At 44.8% G+C, this 19,309-nt stretch carries 15 protein-coding genes; 7 read left to right on the top strand and 8 right to left on the bottom strand.

Going from position 1 to position 19,309, the window contains the following annotated elements; translation table 11 throughout:
* Complete coding sequence (locus OCV56_RS16420) at positions 1 to 2,433, top strand: putative bifunctional diguanylate cyclase/phosphodiesterase (RefSeq protein WP_086713795.1); 2,433 nt, start codon at positions 1 to 3, stop codon at positions 2,431 to 2,433.
* Between the two features lie 201 nt (positions 2,434 to 2,634).
* Here OCV56_RS16420 and OCV56_RS16415 read toward each other — a convergent pair whose 3' ends face one another.
* Together OCV56_RS16415 and OCV56_RS16410 are read right to left on the bottom strand one after the other, a co-directional pair.
* Entirely contained in the window at positions 2,635 to 3,660 is a 1,026-nt protein-coding gene (locus OCV56_RS16415; protein WP_086713794.1) for a GGDEF domain-containing protein, read from the bottom strand.
* Positions 3,661 to 3,669: 9 nt separating this feature from the next.
* On the bottom strand, positions 3,670 to 4,125 hold the full coding sequence (locus tag OCV56_RS16410; protein WP_086713793.1) for a hypothetical protein: 456 nt from the start codon (positions 4,123 to 4,125) through the stop codon (positions 3,670 to 3,672).
* 461 nt (positions 4,126 to 4,586) lie between these two features.
* Between OCV56_RS16410 and OCV56_RS16405 the strand changes: the two genes are divergently transcribed.
* The 6 genes from OCV56_RS16405 to OCV56_RS16380 all read left to right on the top strand — a co-directional run bounded on the left by OCV56_RS16405 (position 4,587) and on the right by OCV56_RS16380 (position 10,129).
* Positions 4,587 to 4,982, top strand: a complete 396-nt coding sequence (locus tag OCV56_RS16405; protein WP_086713792.1) for a c-type cytochrome — start codon at positions 4,587 to 4,589, stop codon at positions 4,980 to 4,982.
* A gap of 15 nt (positions 4,983 to 4,997) precedes the next feature.
* Positions 4,998 to 6,422: a cytochrome-c oxidase, cbb3-type subunit I gene (gene ccoN / locus OCV56_RS16400; RefSeq protein WP_086713791.1), complete on the top strand. Its 1,425-nt coding sequence runs from the start codon at positions 4,998 to 5,000 to the stop codon at positions 6,420 to 6,422.
* Positions 6,423 to 7,037: a cbb3-type cytochrome c oxidase subunit II gene (locus OCV56_RS16395; RefSeq protein ID WP_086713790.1), complete on the top strand. Its 615-nt coding sequence runs from the start codon at positions 6,423 to 6,425 to the stop codon at positions 7,035 to 7,037. It begins immediately after the preceding gene.
* The gene (locus OCV56_RS16390; protein WP_086713789.1) at positions 7,034 to 9,190 is read left to right on the top strand and encodes a c-type cytochrome; all 2,157 of its coding nucleotides are present in this window, start codon (positions 7,034 to 7,036) and stop codon (positions 9,188 to 9,190) included. The genes OCV56_RS16395 and OCV56_RS16390 overlap by 4 nt, the downstream gene beginning before the upstream one ends.
* Before the next feature lie 266 nt (positions 9,191 to 9,456).
* Positions 9,457 to 9,684: a PAS factor family protein gene (locus tag OCV56_RS16385; protein ID WP_004730426.1), complete on the top strand. Its 228-nt coding sequence runs from the start codon at positions 9,457 to 9,459 to the stop codon at positions 9,682 to 9,684.
* A 262-nt stretch (positions 9,685 to 9,946) separates the two neighbouring features.
* Entirely contained in the window at positions 9,947 to 10,129 is a 183-nt protein-coding gene (locus OCV56_RS16380) for a hypothetical protein (RefSeq protein ID WP_004730424.1), read from the top strand.
* 108 nt (positions 10,130 to 10,237) lie between these two features.
* Here the strand turns inward: OCV56_RS16380 and OCV56_RS16375 are convergent, their stop codons facing one another.
* The 6 genes from OCV56_RS16375 to OCV56_RS16350 all read right to left on the bottom strand — a co-directional run bounded on the left by OCV56_RS16375 (position 10,238) and on the right by OCV56_RS16350 (position 19,146).
* The gene (locus OCV56_RS16375) at positions 10,238 to 11,530 is read right to left on the bottom strand and encodes an alpha/beta fold hydrolase (protein WP_086713788.1); all 1,293 of its coding nucleotides are present in this window, start codon (positions 11,528 to 11,530) and stop codon (positions 10,238 to 10,240) included.
* A 315-nt stretch (positions 11,531 to 11,845) separates the two neighbouring features.
* Positions 11,846 to 12,583: a DUF3726 domain-containing protein gene (locus OCV56_RS16370; protein ID WP_086713787.1), complete on the bottom strand. Its 738-nt coding sequence runs from the start codon at positions 12,581 to 12,583 to the stop codon at positions 11,846 to 11,848.
* A complete protein-coding gene (locus OCV56_RS16365; RefSeq protein WP_086713786.1) occupies positions 12,580 to 14,391 on the bottom strand; it encodes a hypothetical protein in 1,812 nt (603 codons plus the stop codon). Before OCV56_RS16365 ends, OCV56_RS16370 begins: the two co-directional genes overlap by 4 nt.
* A 245-nt stretch (positions 14,392 to 14,636) precedes the next feature.
* A complete protein-coding gene (locus tag OCV56_RS16360) occupies positions 14,637 to 16,232 on the bottom strand; it encodes a BCCT family transporter (RefSeq protein WP_086713785.1) in 1,596 nt (531 codons plus the stop codon).
* Between the two features lie 230 nt (positions 16,233 to 16,462).
* Positions 16,463 to 17,458 (bottom strand): membrane dipeptidase, encoded by a 996-nt coding sequence (locus OCV56_RS16355; protein WP_086713784.1) that lies wholly within the window; start codon positions 17,456 to 17,458, stop codon positions 16,463 to 16,465.
* Positions 17,459 to 17,685: 227 nt separating this feature from the next.
* Positions 17,686 to 19,146 (bottom strand): aldehyde dehydrogenase family protein, encoded by a 1,461-nt coding sequence (locus OCV56_RS16350; RefSeq protein ID WP_086713783.1) that lies wholly within the window; start codon positions 19,144 to 19,146, stop codon positions 17,686 to 17,688.
* Positions 19,147 to 19,309: the final 163 nt, after the last annotated feature.

The following is a 19,309-nucleotide window of genomic DNA, read 5'->3' as shown; positions in this document are numbered from 1 at the left end:
ATGCCAGTATTGAAGAAGCTCTATTTCGTACTTTTACCAACGCTACTGTTTGTCTTTCTGATCGCGGGAATAGTGTCGTACAACTTCGCTTCAAACCATGCGAAGCATATGTACCTAGACAAAGTGCAGTCTGATGTGAACACCGCTTTAGTTGCTGCGGAATACGAGCAACTCGGCTTATCCTTACTGGTCAAAGATATTGGGTCTTCATTACAATTCCTTCGCTACATTCAAAACCCTGGTGACTACACGACTCTGTCGCTATTGGAAAAAAGAGTACTTCGCGTATTAAGCCAAAATCACGTTAATCAATTTGGGCAACGTAATGTTTATATCGTGGATCCTAAGTTCAAATTAACACTTTCCACTCTTAGAGCCGATCCTTTCGAGGGATTAAAAATCCCTGATAAGGTTTACGAAAGAGTCTTCGACATATACACCTCGTTAATCAGCAAGAATGAACTCTCCTATGAAGGCTTCTCTTATATCTCGATCAGTGGTGAGCTCAGATATTCTTATGTTGCGGCAATAGACCCATACCTACTTCCTCAAGACAAACGCGCAAGTAACAGTTTAAATCGCTACATCTTGATTGCTGACGGGCCTCTGATGCAACTCTCTAGCTTACTTATCAAATACAATGATGATGACAATATTCAGTTATTAATTGAACCATCCTCAGATGCTGCCAACATTGAAAGTACTCAATTCGTTATCAAATCAATTGAGCAAACCCAAGATAATATTAATGTCCAGATGAATAGCCGTCATCTCATCGCGCAGGTAAATATTCGAGAACAAAAGTTCAACCATGAGAAAGCCATCATCGCCAAACAAACCTTGTTAGGTGGCTTTGGTACTCTCTTTACGATCATGTTGATCGTGCATTTAGTGGTGCGTTACCAACTCGTACGTCCGCTTAAAGACTTGCTACAAGAGATATCTATTGGGGGACTCAAGCTTAGATATTTCAAGCGTTCATCAGGGCAAAGTGAAGTTGATGGTTTAAAGAACGCTTACATCGACTCATTAACAGAATTGAAGTTTGAAGCCGAATTCGACCAACTCACCAAGTTAGCCAATCGACGCTCATTCATCCGACACCTTGATGTACGTCTAAAGAGTTCAATGAACTCAAACTGCTATGTAGTTTGCTGGGACATTATCGACTTTCGTAAAATCAACGATCTCTACGGAGCAAAAGTTGGTGATAATGTACTGATAAGTTTAGCTAAAGCTCTGAAAGAGACACTGCAAAACCAACAATCATCTTTGGGCTTTAGTTGCAGTGATTATTCATTAGCGAGGCTGGGAGGAAACCAGTTTATCGCTATTTTAGAGACGGATAAGCATCAACTGATAAACGAAGAAATAGAGAACATCAACAATACACTGACGGGTACGACATTCTTAGACTACTACGGGTTCCGGTTATCACTCGCAACAGGCGTTTTGCGGCTCGACACACCCAAATTCGAAAATATTTGGCACCGATGCATCGATGAAATGTTGGTTAATGCGAAGGCCCATAGTGATGGTGAAAGTCGTATTGTTTACGGTGAAGAGTTGTTACATACATTGGAACGCCATGATGTAGTAGAGAAAAGGCTGCTAGAGTGCTGCGAAAGTGACAACTTTGAACTTCGCTTTATGCCCATTTTTAATGCAACGACGCTTCAGATAGACGGCGCAGAGTGCCTGATTCGTTGCCCAGCCTTATTTGATATCGATGCAGGACCAGAAGAATTTATCCCTGTTGCTGAGAAAAGTAACCTTATCGCCAGACTCGACATGTGGGTCATTGGAACCGCAATAAAAAACTATAAAGAGCTCTCAGAGCTTCACAAATATAAGGGGACTCTGTCTATTAATATATCGGCAATGGAGCTCTACAACCGCAATTTTGCCGACAACATCCGTAAAGTACTTGAACGTTATCAAGTGTCACCTGGCAACATTATTATAGAAATAACCGAAACCAGTTATGTGAAAAGCACCAAGCTCACAGTACAAACTATTGAGAGCCTCAGAAGCTTAGGTTTAAAGGTCTCCCTCGACGACTTCGGTACGGGCTACACCGCGTTTAATCAACTACTTCACTACCCTGTAGATGAGCTAAAAATCGATAAAAGTTTTATCGATAATATTGTAGATGACAAAGCCGACCGTAAGATGGTCGAATCTATGGTTAACTTAGGCCACTCTTGTGACACGTTAGTCGTCGGAGAAGGGGTTGAGTCCATAGAACAGTATCATTACCTCAGACAAGCTAACTGTGATCTAATACAGGGTTACTTCTTCAGTCAACCACTCACTTATCTAGAATTCATCGAGTTTTTTCGAAACCATAACCCGCAAGCAATTTTAAACCCACAATCTGTTACCAGCTCGAGAGCTAACGAGCGAATCGTTGCACTGACCCAAAAGCAATAAACTCAAAGCCTTTTTTACTGTTCAAGCACAGAAACCCACTATAGCTAGAACTAGCTTCAGCAGTGCAGGAGTTCTCGTTGGCTACACATTGAATAAGGAGGTAAACAAAGGATGGTAAAAAGCGATGATAGTAAAGCGGGATAATAGTTCAACGTAACGCAAATAATGCCTAACGCTTAAGCATAGCGTTTATGAAGAAGGCTAGCTCTGCATCGTCGTTAATAGCTCCATCATATCTTTAGAGCTGATATTCTTCTTATGCCTTACTACAGCGTCAATCATCAATTCTAAATTGCCCGCCGAAATATAATCCTTGAGCACACCGTTAAATTTTTCCTGTATTTCATCACTCGTATACAGCTGTTCGGGAATAAAGAATAAGAATTGGCTGCCACTGCTACGAAACGAGATAGTACTTTCCGGAACCTTTGCCGTCAGCGACTTAGCGGCTGAACTCACCACCAAATCTCCATATTCAAGCCCATACTTTTGGTTAATCTCGTTGAGGTTTCTAATTCGTACAAAGTAGAGGTCGAAATTACCGTTTGTTGGATAGCTGTTCTTAACGAATTGCATGAGCGAGACTCGATTGCGAAAGCCAGTAATAAAATCGGTCGAATGAAGTTTTCGTTTGATCGAAAAATCGAGATAGAAAATGATGCCTGTCATCAACAAAATCAAGACAAGAAAGGCGCTGCTGATTTGGTGAATAACAACAAATTTTCCTACTATGGACGTGTTCTCTTCAATAACCGGGCTTTGTAATCGAAACTTGTCGTTAATGAACTCGACCAAGGTGGTGTAACAGATGTCGACTTTCTTCTGCAGCGATTCTTTGGGTAATTGACCTTGGCTGACCAATTTGATTGACGATTCTAGCGACTTAAATTTTTCAAACTCAGCGGTAAAGTAAGGCTTAAAGTTTGCTGACCGAATAAAATTAGACGATTCAGTGCTGTTTATCAGAATATCAAAGCGACTCCATGTAATGTCATAAGCCAACCAAAGCTCATCATAATCAATCGTCTTTGCGTGGCTAACCATCAAGAAGTTTGCATACTCTTTAACGAGTTGAAAAACAAACCATGTGGCCTCATTTTGGCGGTTGGAGAAGCTCTTGTTGATGTCATTAATCCGAGTAACACTGTAGATATTGACGGATAGAACAACCACGGCCAAAGATAAAACAACGACTTTGATTGCAGCCATAGACAACAGCTTCTTCATAATTAACCTCTACAGATGAATATCACGAATCTGCCAAATCATTTTGGCATGGAAATCAGGTGTATCGGTCTCAGGGTTCGCAGAGAGTGGATAAATTAACCAATAAGGGCCCTTTTCTCTCACAGACATAAACTCACCATTCTTTTTTATCGCAATGATGGGTTCATACGTATCAAAATCTTCTTTGGGCACGGCAATTTTGTAGTCATTCAATGCCACGAAAGTGACTTTCGGTGATATGGGTAGATCCATGTTTTCAAGCACAGTTTGTAACGTCACACCACTATAAACGGTTAGACCCTCGACCCAAGGCAATGTGGTGGTGATTTCTGTTTGAGGAAGTGATAAGAGCTGATCTCTACTCAATCCATGCTTTTGTCCAGAGTGGTCGAACACAGTTAATTCAGAGGCTGCAAAAATCGAAAACGACCAAAGCCAGATCATAAACAGGAATACAGTTCTCATTCTAAACTCCATTTAAAAAGGTCACTAAATTGAGTCTAGTCTAAATTAACCATTTAACTCGTATCCTGACCGCTGGTTTTCAACCGGATCGCTTTATTTCGTGAATTCCTGCTCCGAATCCGGGTATCAAGCTCTCTATCTTTTATTTAGTTCTTCGAACACCACAATCGCTCAGTACTCCTGCACGCCTGAAACCTACCTCTAGACCATCTAGCGGTAAAAGCACGCATTTTGAGCCGTGGAAGTAATCCAATAAGTCCTATGAATACGTATCAAACAATAAAATTAACAATAAACATGAGTAAGTAAGTAGCGAGAATGCCTGTTGCTGCATAACCTTTAACCGAACGTAAGCAACTTTATGAGCCCTTTTATTTGCTATCAGTCGTTTCTATGTCACTAGCAGATATCGTTTATTGCTCTTGAAAAGCTTACTCACTTCATAATCAAGGGAATCGAGAATGAGTTTGAATATAAAAAAATTTAACCCCGTGGCGACACTTTCTGCCCTAGTAATGACGTTGGTCATGTTTCCTGTTTCTGCAGAAGTTAATCAAGAACAATTCGAATTAGGTAAGCAAAAAGCCAAAGTGTGCATGACCTGTCACGGCGCTGATGGCATCTCAACACAAGATCCCTACCCGAACCTTCGCGGTCAAAAAGTGGGATACCTGATCTCTTCACTGAAAGATTATCAGACAAGAGAAAGAACCAGTGGCTTAGCTATTCTCATGCAACAACAAGCCGACACACTCTCAGACCAAGATATCCGTGATATTTCCTATTTCTATTCAATGCTTGGTAACGATGCAGGCTCGATCAGCAATTCGAACGAAGTCAATGATTCAAAACTTTAGGCAAGGAGCCTTGTTATGGAACAAGTGACAACGCAATACAGCATTAAGGTCGTGAAGTACTTCATCGTCGCATCCTTAGTGTGGGCGATTGTAGGTATGATCATCGGAGTGATTCTCGCCGCACAATTATATTGGCCAGTCTTAAACTTTGATTCCCAATACTTCCAATTTGGACGACTACGTCCGCTACATACATCAGGAGTGATTTACGGCTTCGTCGTGAATATTTTGATGGGGACGTCTTTGTACATAGCCCAACGAACAGGCCATTGTGATCTGTTCAATAAGAGCCTTTCATGGATGGTATTCTGGGGCTGGCAATTCATCCTTTTATTTGCTGTCATTTCCTTACCCGCGGGCCACACCAGCTCAAAAGAGTATGCGGAGCTTGAATGGCCAATCGACTTAATGATTGTATTGGTTTGGGTGCTTTATGCGGTGTTGTTCTTTGGCACCCTTGCTAAGCGTAAAGTCAGCCATATCTTCGTCGCTAACTGGTTCTTCGCGGCATTCATTATCGTTGTTGCCATGATTTTCATTGTGAATAATCTAGCGATGCCAGTATCGGCGATGAAGTCCTACTCTGTATTTGCAGGGGCTCAAGATGCGATAGTTCAGTGGTGGTGGGGGCATAATGCCGTTGGTTTCTTACTGACTGCTGGTGTGATTGGCATGAACTACTATTTCATACCCAAAGCCGCAGACCGACCTATCTATTCGTACCGTTTGTCTGTGATCCATTTCTGGGGCTTAGTCGGTTTTTACACTTGGGCTGGAACGCACCATTTAGTTTACTCTTCGGTTCCTATATGGATTCAAAACATCGGCATCGTGATGTCATTGATCTTGTGGCTCCCCTCGTGGGCAGGTGCGTTTAATAGCGCAATGACCCTACTGCAAAACAAAGAAAAGCTGAAGTCCGACTACATTCTTTTATTCTTTTTCTCAGCGATTCTTTACTACTGCTTGGCGACATTCGAAGGTCCCCTACTTGCTATTCGCTGGTTCAACATGGTGGCACACAACACCGAATGGATCATCGGTCACGTACATTCCGCAGCACTAGGATGGGTTGGGATGTCAGGGATAGCGGTTTTTTACTATTTCATTCCACGCCTATGGGGCCAAACTGACCTTTGGTCACGAAGACTGATCAAATGGCACTTCTGGCTCGCTCATGCTGGCGTCGCTCTTTATGCGATCGCACTTTGGGTTGCAGGCATCGGTGAGGGTTATATGTGGCTCGCTCAAAATGAAAATGGCGAACTGATTTACAGTTTTGTAGAGGCTATGAACTTTAAAGCACCTTGGTTGTTCTTACGATTCTTCGGTGGCGCGCTATTTGTACTTGGACTGTTCTTAATGGCGTTCAATTTGTACAAGACGGTTGGTATGCCAGTAGTACAACAAGCTAAACACACCGCTAATGAGGGGGCTTAAATGATGAGTAAAGACTTTACGCATTCAATCGTCATTTTAATTTTGACCACCGTTGTCGTCGCCTCCTTCTCTTTGTTGGTATGGGTAGTGCCAAGCATTGTCCGTGGAGGTGATATTGCCAAAAACAGTTTAGCGATGCCACTCACTCCTATTGAGTTGGCAGGGCGAGACATCTACATCAGCGAAGGCTGCCATGTGTGTCACACGCAAATGGTTCGCCCTTTAGAACCAGAAGTTAAACGTAATGGACGCCCGAATAAGGAAGCGGACGATATCTACGAGTTTCCTAACTTGTGGGGTTCCAAACGTACAGGGCCAGACCTCACTAACTTAGGTAGAAAGTATTCTGACCAGTGGCATGTTATCCACCTAATTGATCCTCGAAAAGTCGTACCTACCTCTATCATGCCCTCTTATCCGTGGCTGTTTGAGCAAACTCTTACAGGCGATAACATCAGCGCCAAAATGGAAGTTTTACGTACCTTAGGCGTGCCTTATAGCGATCAAGAAATTGGCGACGCTAGACTGCAAGTAAGAGGCAAAACCAAAGGTGAAGCTCTGATTCGCTATTTACAAAGCCTTGGTAAAGATACGTCACAGGAGGTATCACAATGAGCACATTTTGGAATCTATGGGCGGTACTATTAACCTTAATATTCTTTGTTCTGATGGTGTCTGTTGTCGTTAAGTACTGGCGTACCAATCACAAGGCCGATCACGATCACACCATTGGCACCTTTGATGGTATTGAAGAGAAAGATGCGCCTCCACCTAAAATACTTTTTATCAGTTATGCAGTAGCATTTCTGCTATCTGCTGGCTATTTAGTGCTTTACCCCGGGCTTGGAGAATGGAGAGGATTAGTCGATTGGGAGCAAAGCGACGATAAACTGAGTTCGCCGACCACCAGCCTTAATGAACAATTCTCTCAAACCAGTGAAACCACTTTGGACGGTTTAGCTTCAGTTCCAGAGATCGTGAACAGCGGTAGAATCCTGTTCCAAACTCACTGTGCGGCCTGTCACCGAGATAACGCTCAGGGACAAAAGCACTTTCCTAACCTGATAGACCAAGAGTGGCTCTATGGCGGAAGCGATGAAGCTGTTATTCATTCGATCGCCAAAGGTCGGAACGGTGCTATGCCGGGTTGGAGTGAAATCATGCGTCCAGATGAGGTGGCGAAAGTTTCCTACTATCTAGCGTCTCTCAACCAACGTCATACCAATGTGCCCGAGGTTAAAGTCGAGCTCGGTAAAACTTTGTTTGTCAAATACTGTTCGTCTTGCCATGCCGATGGTGCTGTCGCTAACCCTGTAATTGGAGTCCCAGATCTTTCTGATGATATCTGGCTTCACGGCGGTAGTATTGAAGAGATTCAACACACTATCAATTACGGCTTGAACAACCTAATGCCTGCGTTTGATGAGCAACTTACGGAGAACGAAATACTTGCGCTTGGGGCATACATCCGACACGCTGGTGAAGTGGAGAAGCAAAGGCTCGCGAGTTTAAAAACATCGTCTGTTGAGCGTGGAGAATACCTAGCGTATGCCGGTGACTGTGTGGCTTGTCATAGCTCAGAAGGTGGCGAACCTTTTGCTGGCGGGCTACCGTTTGTTACCCCGTTCGGTACCGTGTATTCAACCAACATTACCCCACACAAGACTGAAGGAATAGGAACCTACGACTTCGACGACTTCCGAGCCGCGTTAGTTGAAGGTAAAGGTAAGAACGGGTACCTATACCCTGCAATGCCTTATACCTCTTATCAATACCTCACCGACCAAGACATGGTTGATTTATGGGAATACATGCAGTCAATCGCTGCTGTGCCACGACGCAATGACGACAACAGCATGATATTTCCTTCCAATATTCGCTTAGGTTTACTTGGCTGGAACATCGTATTTATGGACACCGATCCGATCGATTATCAAGTACCAGAGGAACTTAAAGGTAAAGTTGAGGATGTCGATAAGTGGCAACAAGGCAAGTATTGGGTTGCGGGGCTTGGCCACTGCTCGGAGTGCCATACACCACGAAACATCGCGCAAGCTTTGATACCAGAGCGTATTTTCCAAGGTAACTTAATCGATGGTTGGAATGCTCCTGACATCACTGCAAATGAGCTCTATGTCGATGGTTGGGATGAGAAAACACTCACTGACTTCTTACATACAGGTCACTCAGACAAAGGGACTGCTTTTGCAGGCATGGCTGACGTAGTGAAAAACAGCTTAAGTTTGATGACGCGTGAAGATATTGAGTCGATGTCTTATTACCTACTCAGTGGTGACATCAACAACACCATTGCCAGTGACGCAGTTCCGTTACAGCCTAAAGGGTTTGACGAAGCCGCCTATGGCAGTGAAATCTACACCACGTATCGCCAAACGTGTGGAGCATGTCATGGAGACGACGGTAAAGGTCGCGACCCTATTGCTCCTACCCTGCTGAACAATGGCATCATCATGCACAGTGATCCATTCAACACCATCGCGGTAACGGTACGTGGCCTACAACCCACCTATCTCGACAAAGACCGAAACTTCATGCCAATGGCAAGTTTTGAAGATGTACTGTCGGATCAAAGGCTGGCTGAGCTAATCACGTTTGTGCGTTCAAACCTTGGAGACCGAAACGAACCTGTCACGGCAGAGCATGTTCGAGAGGTAAGAGAAACACTAGAAGCTGCAGGTTATGCGGGTGGCTTGCATACCACGCCAGACATGTACGATCGCAGGGACAACACGATCAACATTCGATAGGTGCTTTAGCTTTACGTAGCCGATTAGCTCAACAACCAGCCAACAAAACGTAACTTGTAGCGCTGTATAACAAACCAAAGGAGGCCAATGCGTCTCCTTTTCTTTTGCCCAACTCTGGTCATTCGACGCCTTGCTGTACAACACAATTATAACTAACTGATTACACAATTAAGCAGAGCTGCACATAATGCGATCAATCTCGCAGAACAAAGATGATACCAAGTGCATAATGTGCAAAATTTTCTAAAGATGCACTAAGGACAGTTATGGATACAACTACACTCATCTACGATACGTTGGAAGGCCTGTCGAGCGCAAAGCCACAGCAACACGCTCAAATCCGCCAAAATCTATATAACCAATTAGATTTATCATTTGAGAAGCAGTTGGCTTTGTATTCATCAGTTCTTGGTCCAGCAAGTGCTGGTAGATTGACCGATTTGGATAGTGCAGTGATGTCTGCACGCAAGATTGTTGGTCTAGAAAACAGCTAAGCAATCTTCAACCTATTCCAACTTTAACGCTGCCATTGTGCAGCGTTTTTTATGAGAGCTATTTACAATAGGTACGCTTGGTTACGATAAGTGCCGTCAGTTTAAATAAGGCAATCCGTTACGATAAGGGCAATAGTGCCTTTTTTTCAAGTTGCTCGCGTTCTCATTTGGTTAATCTTATGTTCCATTTTTAACAGGTGTGTAACCACAATAATGGCGCTAATGTTAGTAGCACGTTAACCACACATCGGATAGAAGAGTCATGAGAGTACTTATTGAATATACACAAACAGGCAAATACCGTGATCATGCGTGGGAAGCATTAACGATTCGTTCAAAAGGCGAAATTCAAGCTGTGACTCCCTCTTATGCAGCGCAACTTATCGAACAGAACCGCGCCAGCTTATCAACCACTGAAAATCAAGATATCGTCATCCAACCTTAATGGCTTCAAGGGCTACCCCTCCTAGTTCCTTAAATCGAATAGTTCGATGACATAAAAAAAACGCTGCACGGAAGCAGCGTTTTCTTGTTTCTGGCGTAGACAGTTTGACTATTTTGGCAGGTTTTCCAACGCTTCAACCATCGTCATCAATTTATCGACAATTCTTTCGCCGTCTACTCGTAAGCCGTTATGTTCATATTCATTAGTGATCCACGCTTTCGAGTTTGGAATATTCGCCAGTGTTTCACGGCTGTAATCCAGCTCAACGTACATGTCATCCGCGTAAACTGCGCACGCCATTGGAACCGTATTCTTACTCAGCTGTTCTGCGTTGTACAAAGTGCCCCAGTCCGATTTTTCAGCCAACATGTTCGCTGCTTCACGCAGTGGCTTCAGCGTTTCTAGCTGGTCGAACATCCATGGATAAACCATTTCACCAGTAAACCAAAACTCACTGCCCGATTGGTAGTTGAAGTGCGGGTATTGCTCACGTACTCGATGTGCCGACCAGTTAGACGCTGTGCCTTGGCAATAAATCGATTCATGCAGAATCGCGTAGATAGGATTCGTTAGGTATCCTTGCTCTTGCTGCATTTGATTTAGGAAGCTGTAACTCAGCTGCTTGTTACCGTTCACTTCAACAAATGCACTCTCTAGTGTGAAATACATAGGAAGGTTTGCTTCACCGCCACCCAGGTTAATACCAATCAATTGGAACTGTTCAACCGTAAACACCTGACCGTTTGGCAGTCTCACATCGTTATTAAGCAGGTAATCAGAGATCTCACGACACTTGGCTTGCGCTTGTGGGAACTGAGCAAAGAAGGCTTTGTTTTTGTCTTCTACACGCTTATAGGTCGCACGATACACATCATCAGCTTCGCGCTCGATAGAAGGGATACCACCCGTGACATAGCAGCGCTGTAGGCTTTGTGGGAACAGCGACAAGTAGCTTAATGTGCAAAAGCCACCAAAGCTCTGGCCAATCGTCGACCATTGTTTAACACCGAACTGCTCACGAATCGCTTCCGCGTCACGCACGATGTTATCGGCTCTGAAATGCGTTAGGTATTCAGCTTGCTGTTCAGGAGACAAATGAGCCAAGGTTTCATGGCTGATCACCGTACTGTTGCCTGTACCGCGTTGGTCTAGAAGCAGAACACGGTAGTTTTGCAATGCACGCTTTAGCCAACCTGATTGGCCGCTCACTCGTGGTGACGGGAAACCCGGCCCACCTTGAAAGTAGATCAACCATGGCAGTTCTTGCGCATCTTTAGCGAGATCAACCAGCTCACGTGCGAAGACTTGGATCTGTTGTCCATCTTTTGCTTGGTAATCGAGTGGCAACTCAAAAGAGTGCTGACGATACAGGGTGGGTCCATCAATAAAGTTAGCTTGCACGCTTCATTCCTTTTTATCTGATTCTAATGTCATCGGTACGAATAAAAACGGCGCCCGTTGGCACCTTTAGTTAGCAAGATACGCATAGTGGCTTGTAAAAGAAACCGTTTGTTTAACATGATTGTGAAGGTGCTTCATCTAATTGCTTAATTAACCTTCAACGCGTAACAACTTGTGTCAAAGCAGAGAGTTTAAGGTGTGACCTATAGAGAGGGGAAATATAAATGGGACACAAATAAAAAGAGCTTAACGAGGTGAGGATACGTTAAGCTCTTTGGTTTTATCTGTTGTAGAGAGTGCTATCGATTCACTAAGCTATGAAGTCGTTAGCTCACCAGCACCTTGAATCGAACGTTGGCTGCTTTCGACAAGAATGGCCGTCGCGGTTTCTTTCAATGCGCCCCACTCTGCTTCATTAACTTCAATGCCATCGTTCCACGCTTTCTCTTGTGTTTTAGAAAGCGCTTCCGATTCAATGTGTGTTTGGTAGCCATCTGACAAACGTTCGATATCGAAATCCTGGACGGAAAGCTCGATGGTCATATTGTGGATATGATCGTCCGATGCCAGAGGCAAATCTGATAAAAACAGTTCTGGTGCAACGCAACCACGGTTAAGCACATACAAAGTACTCTTAGGGTTAGAGCCATTGTCCCAACGTGCAGTACACGCGATGCCCTTCGCCGCAAGTTTCACAAGCTCGCTGTACGCTAGCCAGCGGTTATGACAGTTGTTGAGCTCAATTTTCAGCGTCTTCTTGCCGACCATTTTTTCAATCGCGTAATCCATCACCACTGGGAGGTGGCACGCCAAACTCGCCTTGTGCAGGTCAACTTCAACCGTGTTGTCGCTAAGCACTTGAATATCCACTGGGCAATCGTCTTCTAGCCCAATGAAGTTGCTTGCGTTGTTAAAGTGACGAACGCCATCCAAGCCCACCATTTGTAAATCTGCCACCATGTTCGCTATCACATCGGCTTCACCACATGTACGACGCATACCCAGGAAGGCTTTATTGACGGCCGCTACCAGTTCATTGTGAGAAACGATCATAACGATTTACCTCCATGTTGAGCGTTGATATGTGTAGTGGCTTTTTGTGAGTCAGCGAGCTCCGCTTCACTTGGTAAGACAGGGAACACCCATTCGTCCTGATGAATTTCATCAAGCAGTGGCGCACCTTGGAAAAACGTCACTCGTACCCATCGGTCTGAGCGAGGATCAAATTTAGTCGCGCCAAACATTGCTAGCTTGCAACGCAACAAGTGCATTGGCGGCGAATCTTGGTGCAGCACGTTCATTTGAATGTCGCCCATTGCTTTGTTGCCTAGCGTCCATACACGACGTGCAATCGCACGATGTTGTGGCTGCTTAACAAGGAACTCAGCCAATGAAAGCTCTGGCGCAAACTGCAATAAAGCGTGGTACAAACGGTAAGCTTGACGGCCGATATCCAACGGCAGTTCACGCTCTTCACCTAGCTCTTCGCCTCGAACACCGAGCCTTGGCTCTTCTTTGTCTTGAGAGCGGTACCAGAACCAGTAATTATTCTCTGCTTTTGTAAAGTCGGTCGTGATGGCCCAACGGTATTTTTCTTCTAATACAACAAGAAGATCTTGAATCTTTTTACCGCTAGGAAGCGACAGCGTTTCGCTACAATTCATTTGCTCTTGATGGGTGTCCACTAACTCTGGGTACAATTCCATCAAGCATGAGATAAGGATTTCTTGGGCTTCCATACTCATGTGCTTAGATTGTTCAACTAGCTGTGCCCACGTATCATATTGGCTGACAGACACTTCTAGCGATTGCTCAGCCTTTTTAAGGTCATCAACCGCCGCTTCGTTTAACTCTTGCTGGGTTTCATTAATGGTGACCACTTGCTCTAGATGGCAAACGGCTTTGTTCATTAAAACGCGCAACGGTTCAATCAATGCGGTATCCGTGTGATTAGCTAACACGTCAGCTAACGCATGTTCACGGGTTGTCATCCATTGATCAACAATACTCGGGTGGTTAATCAGGTATGGCGCCATGCCTAGACCTGTCGCATTACCAACACCAAGGTAACGTTGTAATCCTCTGTGCAAAGTGATCGCTTGCTCACCGCCTTGTTGCTTAGCTAGGTAGTGAACCCAATCTAGACTGAACTCACGTAGCATATAAACGGCACACATTTGCGCACTAAACGATTGATTAAAATCTTCATTTTTCTCTAAGATTTTAAAGTCAGCAATGCCAAATTTGCCATTACCGTATACCGCTGTCGTTCGCAAGATGTAACCCACTTCAGCCAGCTCTTTTGGCGTTGGTTGAACACCTTTAGCCAAGTGACTAACGATATGTTCAAACACACGCACGCTTTTGTTGGCACGCGCTAAAACAAGCACATTGTTAGGGTTACGGCCTGCTTCTTGAAGCGGTACATTCGCACGAAGTCTCTCCAGTAGAGTGACATCCACATCACCAAGAACCAGAGCAAACGTTACGTCCCACTTTTCAGCAATTACACGGTCATTTCGTTCGTCGTCTGCAATCTCATCACAGAACACAACCAAATGATAAACATGGTTTGGCGTCTCTAGCTTATAGATAACATGACCAAAACCTTGAGGGTCTAATTGCCACTCATGCTTAGTCACTTTCCATTGCTGTTGCGCCATTTTACGAATCAAAGTTCTTACGAAGCTGATACGCGTTTGGTGCATAGCACCTAGCCTTTCCGGTGCCATGACGACAGTTGCGTCACGTAGTGCTGATTCAGTGTAGGTAGAACGATGTGCATCCATTTTGCTCACCACCTTATAGTTATAGGATTTTGCTAGCCATTCAGAACCGATCGTTGCTGTCTTTTGAAGCATGTATTGCGACAGTATGTTGGTTAGCTTTCACGTTATTTGGAGTAAGCGAACTCACCCATTATTGTTTGTCCTGACTAGATCGATTGACCTAAATACGTGCCGCCCGGTGTATCTTCACCAGTACGGTTTTTCTCTTCCTTTCGGAATCTTGTATCAGCCTTCTTTCAAAGGCTGACACCTTGTTTCTCTTCAGTTTTTAGAGAGCTTTATCTCTACAGTTTCTTCTCTATACCGGCATTGATGTTTTATAAACCTTGGTCTTTCGCCATCTTGATTGCGATTTGAGGCGCATTCCAAAGTGATGGCAGCAAGATTAAGGACACCGGTACCGCTGTGATAACTATGAATGATTGCAGCGCTGAAATACCGCCGGAACCTAGGGAAATCAGAATTAACGCTGTTACCCCCATCATCACACCCCAGAAGGTACGAATAATTGCATTCGGTTCTGTCTCACCACTGATAACCACACTGATGGTGTAAGTCATTGAGTCACCGGTCGTTACAATGAAGATCGTGGTTAAGATCAAGAACAAAATAGAGATAAGCATTGGCATAGGTAGCTGTTGAGTTACCGCTAGCAGAGCACCTGGTAAGTTAAAGCCTTCGAACGCTTTACTTACGCTGCCTGGATCCGCGATTTCGAACGCAAGACCAGAGCCGCCAACAATCGTGAACCAGAAGCAAGTCACAAACGGTGCAATCAAGCTAATAGTTGAGACCAATTGGCGAATACTACGACCGCGTGAAATACGTGCGATGAAGATTGCCATCATTGGGCCGTAACCTAGGAACCAACCCCAGAAGAATACTGTCCACCAGCTCAACCAACCTTCGTCACCACGGTAAGTTGCCATTGGGATGAAGTTATCAATCATGCTGCCTACACCTTGGATGTAGCCATTGAAGATGAAGTTTGTTGGGCCAAAGATCAGGATATAGACCATCAATGCCATCGCCAAAATTACGTTGTAACGGCTTAGCATTTGCATTCCGCGGTTAAGACCACTTAATGCCGACAATGTGTACAGAACGATAGCGAACAAGATGATGATCAGCTGCGTGGTAAAGCCATCTGGAATACCAAACAGTTCGTTAAGCGCATAGCTCACTTGCAAGCCCAAGAACCCGATAGGGCCAATGGTGCCCGCCGCTACTGCGACAATACAACATGCGTCAATCAGTGCGCCGGTGTGGCCTTTCAGTGCTCTTTCGCCCAAAACTGGGTAAAGCAAAATACGAGGTTTAAGAGGTAAGCCTTTGTCATAATGAAGGTGCATAACCACGATAGACGTTAAGCTACCTACGATTGCCCATGCTAGGAAACCCCAGTGCATGAAAGATTGCGATAAAGCATTCACTGCGCCTTGCTGGGCGTTTTCTTGTGCGCCATACAAAGGTGGTGGGCTGACATAGTGCGCGATTGGCTCAGCTGCCGCCCAAAAAACACCGCCACCCGCAAGTAGCGTACAGAAAATGATTGCCATCCAACGGAAGCCATCCATTTCAGGTTTCGCAATGCCGCCTAGGATAACCTTGCCTGTTCGCCCTGCCGCCAGGCCAAGACCAATAAGAAAAGTCAGAAGAAGAAGCATTTGCCAATAAGGACCGAATACTTTTACAGACCATGCAAAGCCCGTGTTTACTAAGCTAGATAGTAGATCCCCGTCAAACAAGGCTAGCGTTACGAACAGAGCGATAAAGCCGCCGCTGTACCAAAGAGCCGGATTGGACAATCCTAATTTGTCTGAGGTAGATTCAGACTGGTTTGTGTTGCTTGCTGTGTGTGCTTGACCCGCATTTACGTTTGAAGATTTCACGCTATTGGTTAAATCAGACATACTCTGACTCCAGAGGTTTCTTTGCAGCTGTCATTTAAATGATGACTACAAGGGTGTATTTAACACCTGCCCTATTATTTTTTGTGTTGGGCAGGCTAATCCATGTTTGGGTTACCGCGTTGCGAAATAGACCGTTGTTCCTTTTGAATAGTGAAATTGGTTTAAGCAGCACTTGCTCATTGAACGTTTGTTAGAAGGCTGCTAATTCGATGATGGCTCGTGAGAAACCGTTAACCCTTGTTTTGAGGCTCTAGGCCATCTTTCAAAAAGTTAAACCAGTTATCTCCCAAGACTTGCCCAGCTTCAGACTCGCTGAAACCATGGCGCATCAATCCGTTATATATGTTTTCCATACCCGAGCTGCCGCAGAACCAAGGCAACGCATCTGGCCAACCTGAGTTGTTCGCAGAGCCTTCGCCGTAGTCCATTACTTTAGACCAACGACCATTTCTCATCCATTCAAGAACGGCTTGAGGTTGGTTTAAGCATAGGTCACTACCAATGCCTAGGTGCTCTACGCCGACCATGTCAGCGGTAGTCGCAACCATCTGGCAGAAATCTTCCAACGTACATTGGCTGCCATTTGGTAAGTGGAATGGGTATAAGCTGAATCCGATTAAGCCACCGCGTGCGGTTAAGGCTTTAATCACATCGTTTGATTTGTTTCGTAGTGCATCATGAGCAAACGTTGGGTTCGCGTGGCTGATACAAATAGGACGAGAAGAAAGGTCAATCGCTTCAAGTGTTGAGCGCTCTGCACTGTGAGACATATCGATGATCATGCCCACTCGGTTCATCTCTTCGATGGCTTGCTTACCAAAACGTGTAATACCGGTGTCGTTCTTTTCGTAACAACCCGTCGCCAATAAGCTCTGGTTGTTGTACGTCAGCTGCATGATCAGAAGACCTTGCTTACGCATCACTTCGATAAGACCGATCTCATCGTCGATTGGAGAACAGTTTTGAGCACCAAGGAAAATACCGACTTTGCCGGTCGCTTTTGCAGTCTCGACATCAGCCATTGAGTGAATCGGCATAATAAGGTCTGCGTTCTGCTCGAATCTTAAGTTCCATTCTGCAAAGCGAGATAAGGTTTCACGAGCTGTCTCGTGGTAAACCGCGGTAGCGTGAACTGCTGTAATGCCGCTCGCTTTTAGTGTTTGGAAATATTCTCTGTTCCAATTGCAGTATTGCAATCCATCTATAACAATCCGTTGCTGGTACATAACCACTCCTATTGAAAGCTCAGTGTTCTAGCTCGGTTTTGAAAACACGCTCAAATAACATGTTTTCAAAAATGGGTTAAATCACTTGTCTAAGTTCGTTTGCTGCTTTGGTTTGAATGTTGGCCTGACTCTGTGAATCAGGCCAATTCGATAGCTGGATGGCTAGGGGCTTAATGTCTCCAGCCATCCCGTTCTAGTTAATAGAAATCTAATTAACAGAAAGCCGATTAGTAAGGACGCTGGTAAGCTGTCTTCACCACTGTGTAGAACTCTTTCGCGTATTGACCTTGCTCGCGAGGGCCGAAGCTAGACTCTTTACGACCACCAAACGGTACGTGGTAATCCGTACCTGCTGTTGGTAGATTCACCATTACACAACCCGTTTGCGCTTGTTGCTTGAACATTGCGCTAGTACGTAGGCTTTGAGTAATGATGCCGCCCGTTAGTCCAAAGCGAGTATCGTTTGTTATCGCGATAGCTTCTTCTAAGTTCGCTACACGAATCACGCTTGCCATTGGTGCAAACACTTCTTCTTGGTTCACTTCCCAATCGTTCTTAGTGTTCAAGAACAAAGTTGGAGACATGTAGAAACCTTCGTGTTTCATGCTTAGGCGGTCGCCACCAAATGCTAGCTCACCGCCGCTTTGACGTGCTTTCTCAACCCAACCTAGGTTTGCTTCAAGTTGGTTACCGTCAACAACAGGCCCCATGAACACGCCGTCTTCTAGTGCGTGACCGACTTTCAGCTCGCTCATACGCTTAATCAGTGCTTCAACGTATTGGTCGTGAATGCCATCCATAACCACTAGACGAGAAGACGCTGTACATTTTTGACCTGCACCCGAGAACGAACCTGCAATCGTTGCATCAACCGCAGTTTGGATGTCTGCATCATCAGCAATAACAAGGGCATTCTTACTGCCCATTTCCAGTTGGCAACGAACGAAGTTTGGTGCGGTAGCGGCTGCTACTTTACGACCCGTATCAACAGAACCGGTAAAGCTCACACCGTTCACTTCTTTAGAATTGATCAGTGCATCACCCACTGTTGAACCACTACCTAGTACAAGGTTAAACGTACCTGCAGGGATACCTTGGCGGTGAATGATCTCAGTAAGCGCAACCGCACTTGCTGGTGTTAGGTTTGCTGGTTTCCAGATAACGCTGTTACCGAAAGCCAATGCAGGAGCAATTTTCCAAGCAGCCGTTGCTGTCGGGAAATTCCAAGGAGAGATGATGCCGATAACGCCTACCGCTTCACGAGTCACTTCAACAGAAACGCCTGGGCGTACTGATTCTGCGTTGTCGCCAATTTGACGAAGCACTTCAGCCGCAAAGTACTGGAAGAACTGACCTGCACGGTAAATCTCACCACGACCTTCAGCAAAAGGCTTACCTTCTTCACGAGAAAGAAGCGTGCCTAGTTCATCACAACGTGCAATAAGCTCATCACCTATCGCTTGAAGAACCGCTTGCTTGCGTTCAATCGGTGTTTTTTCCCACTCTGGTTGAGCGTGCTTTGCCGCTGAAATCGCTTGTTGAACTTGTTCAGCACTTGCTTGTGCGAAGTTACCAATGTTTTCAGAAATATCTGATGGGTTAATGTTCGCTACGGTGCTTACACCCGCTTGCCATTCGCCGCCAATGTAAAGCGCGTTTTCTGCTTGAACATTCTGTAATTGAGTCATCATTCTGTCCTTGTAACGGTTAGGTTGCGGTTGAGTCTGGCAACCATCTGGTTAATTAATAAACTGTTAATATTCAGGTAATTAATTGCTAAAATAAGATGTATATTTTGTTTCTAAAGTGAACCAAATCGCTTGTATCAATAAACCACTTCAAATTAAAAGA

The sequence above is a fragment of the Vibrio gigantis genome (assembly GCF_024347515.1).
GTDB lineage: Bacteria > Pseudomonadota > Gammaproteobacteria > Enterobacterales > Vibrionaceae > Vibrio > Vibrio gigantis.
The sequence above is the reverse complement of the archived record's forward strand: the minus strand, read 5'-3'. Positions and strand labels throughout refer to the sequence as shown.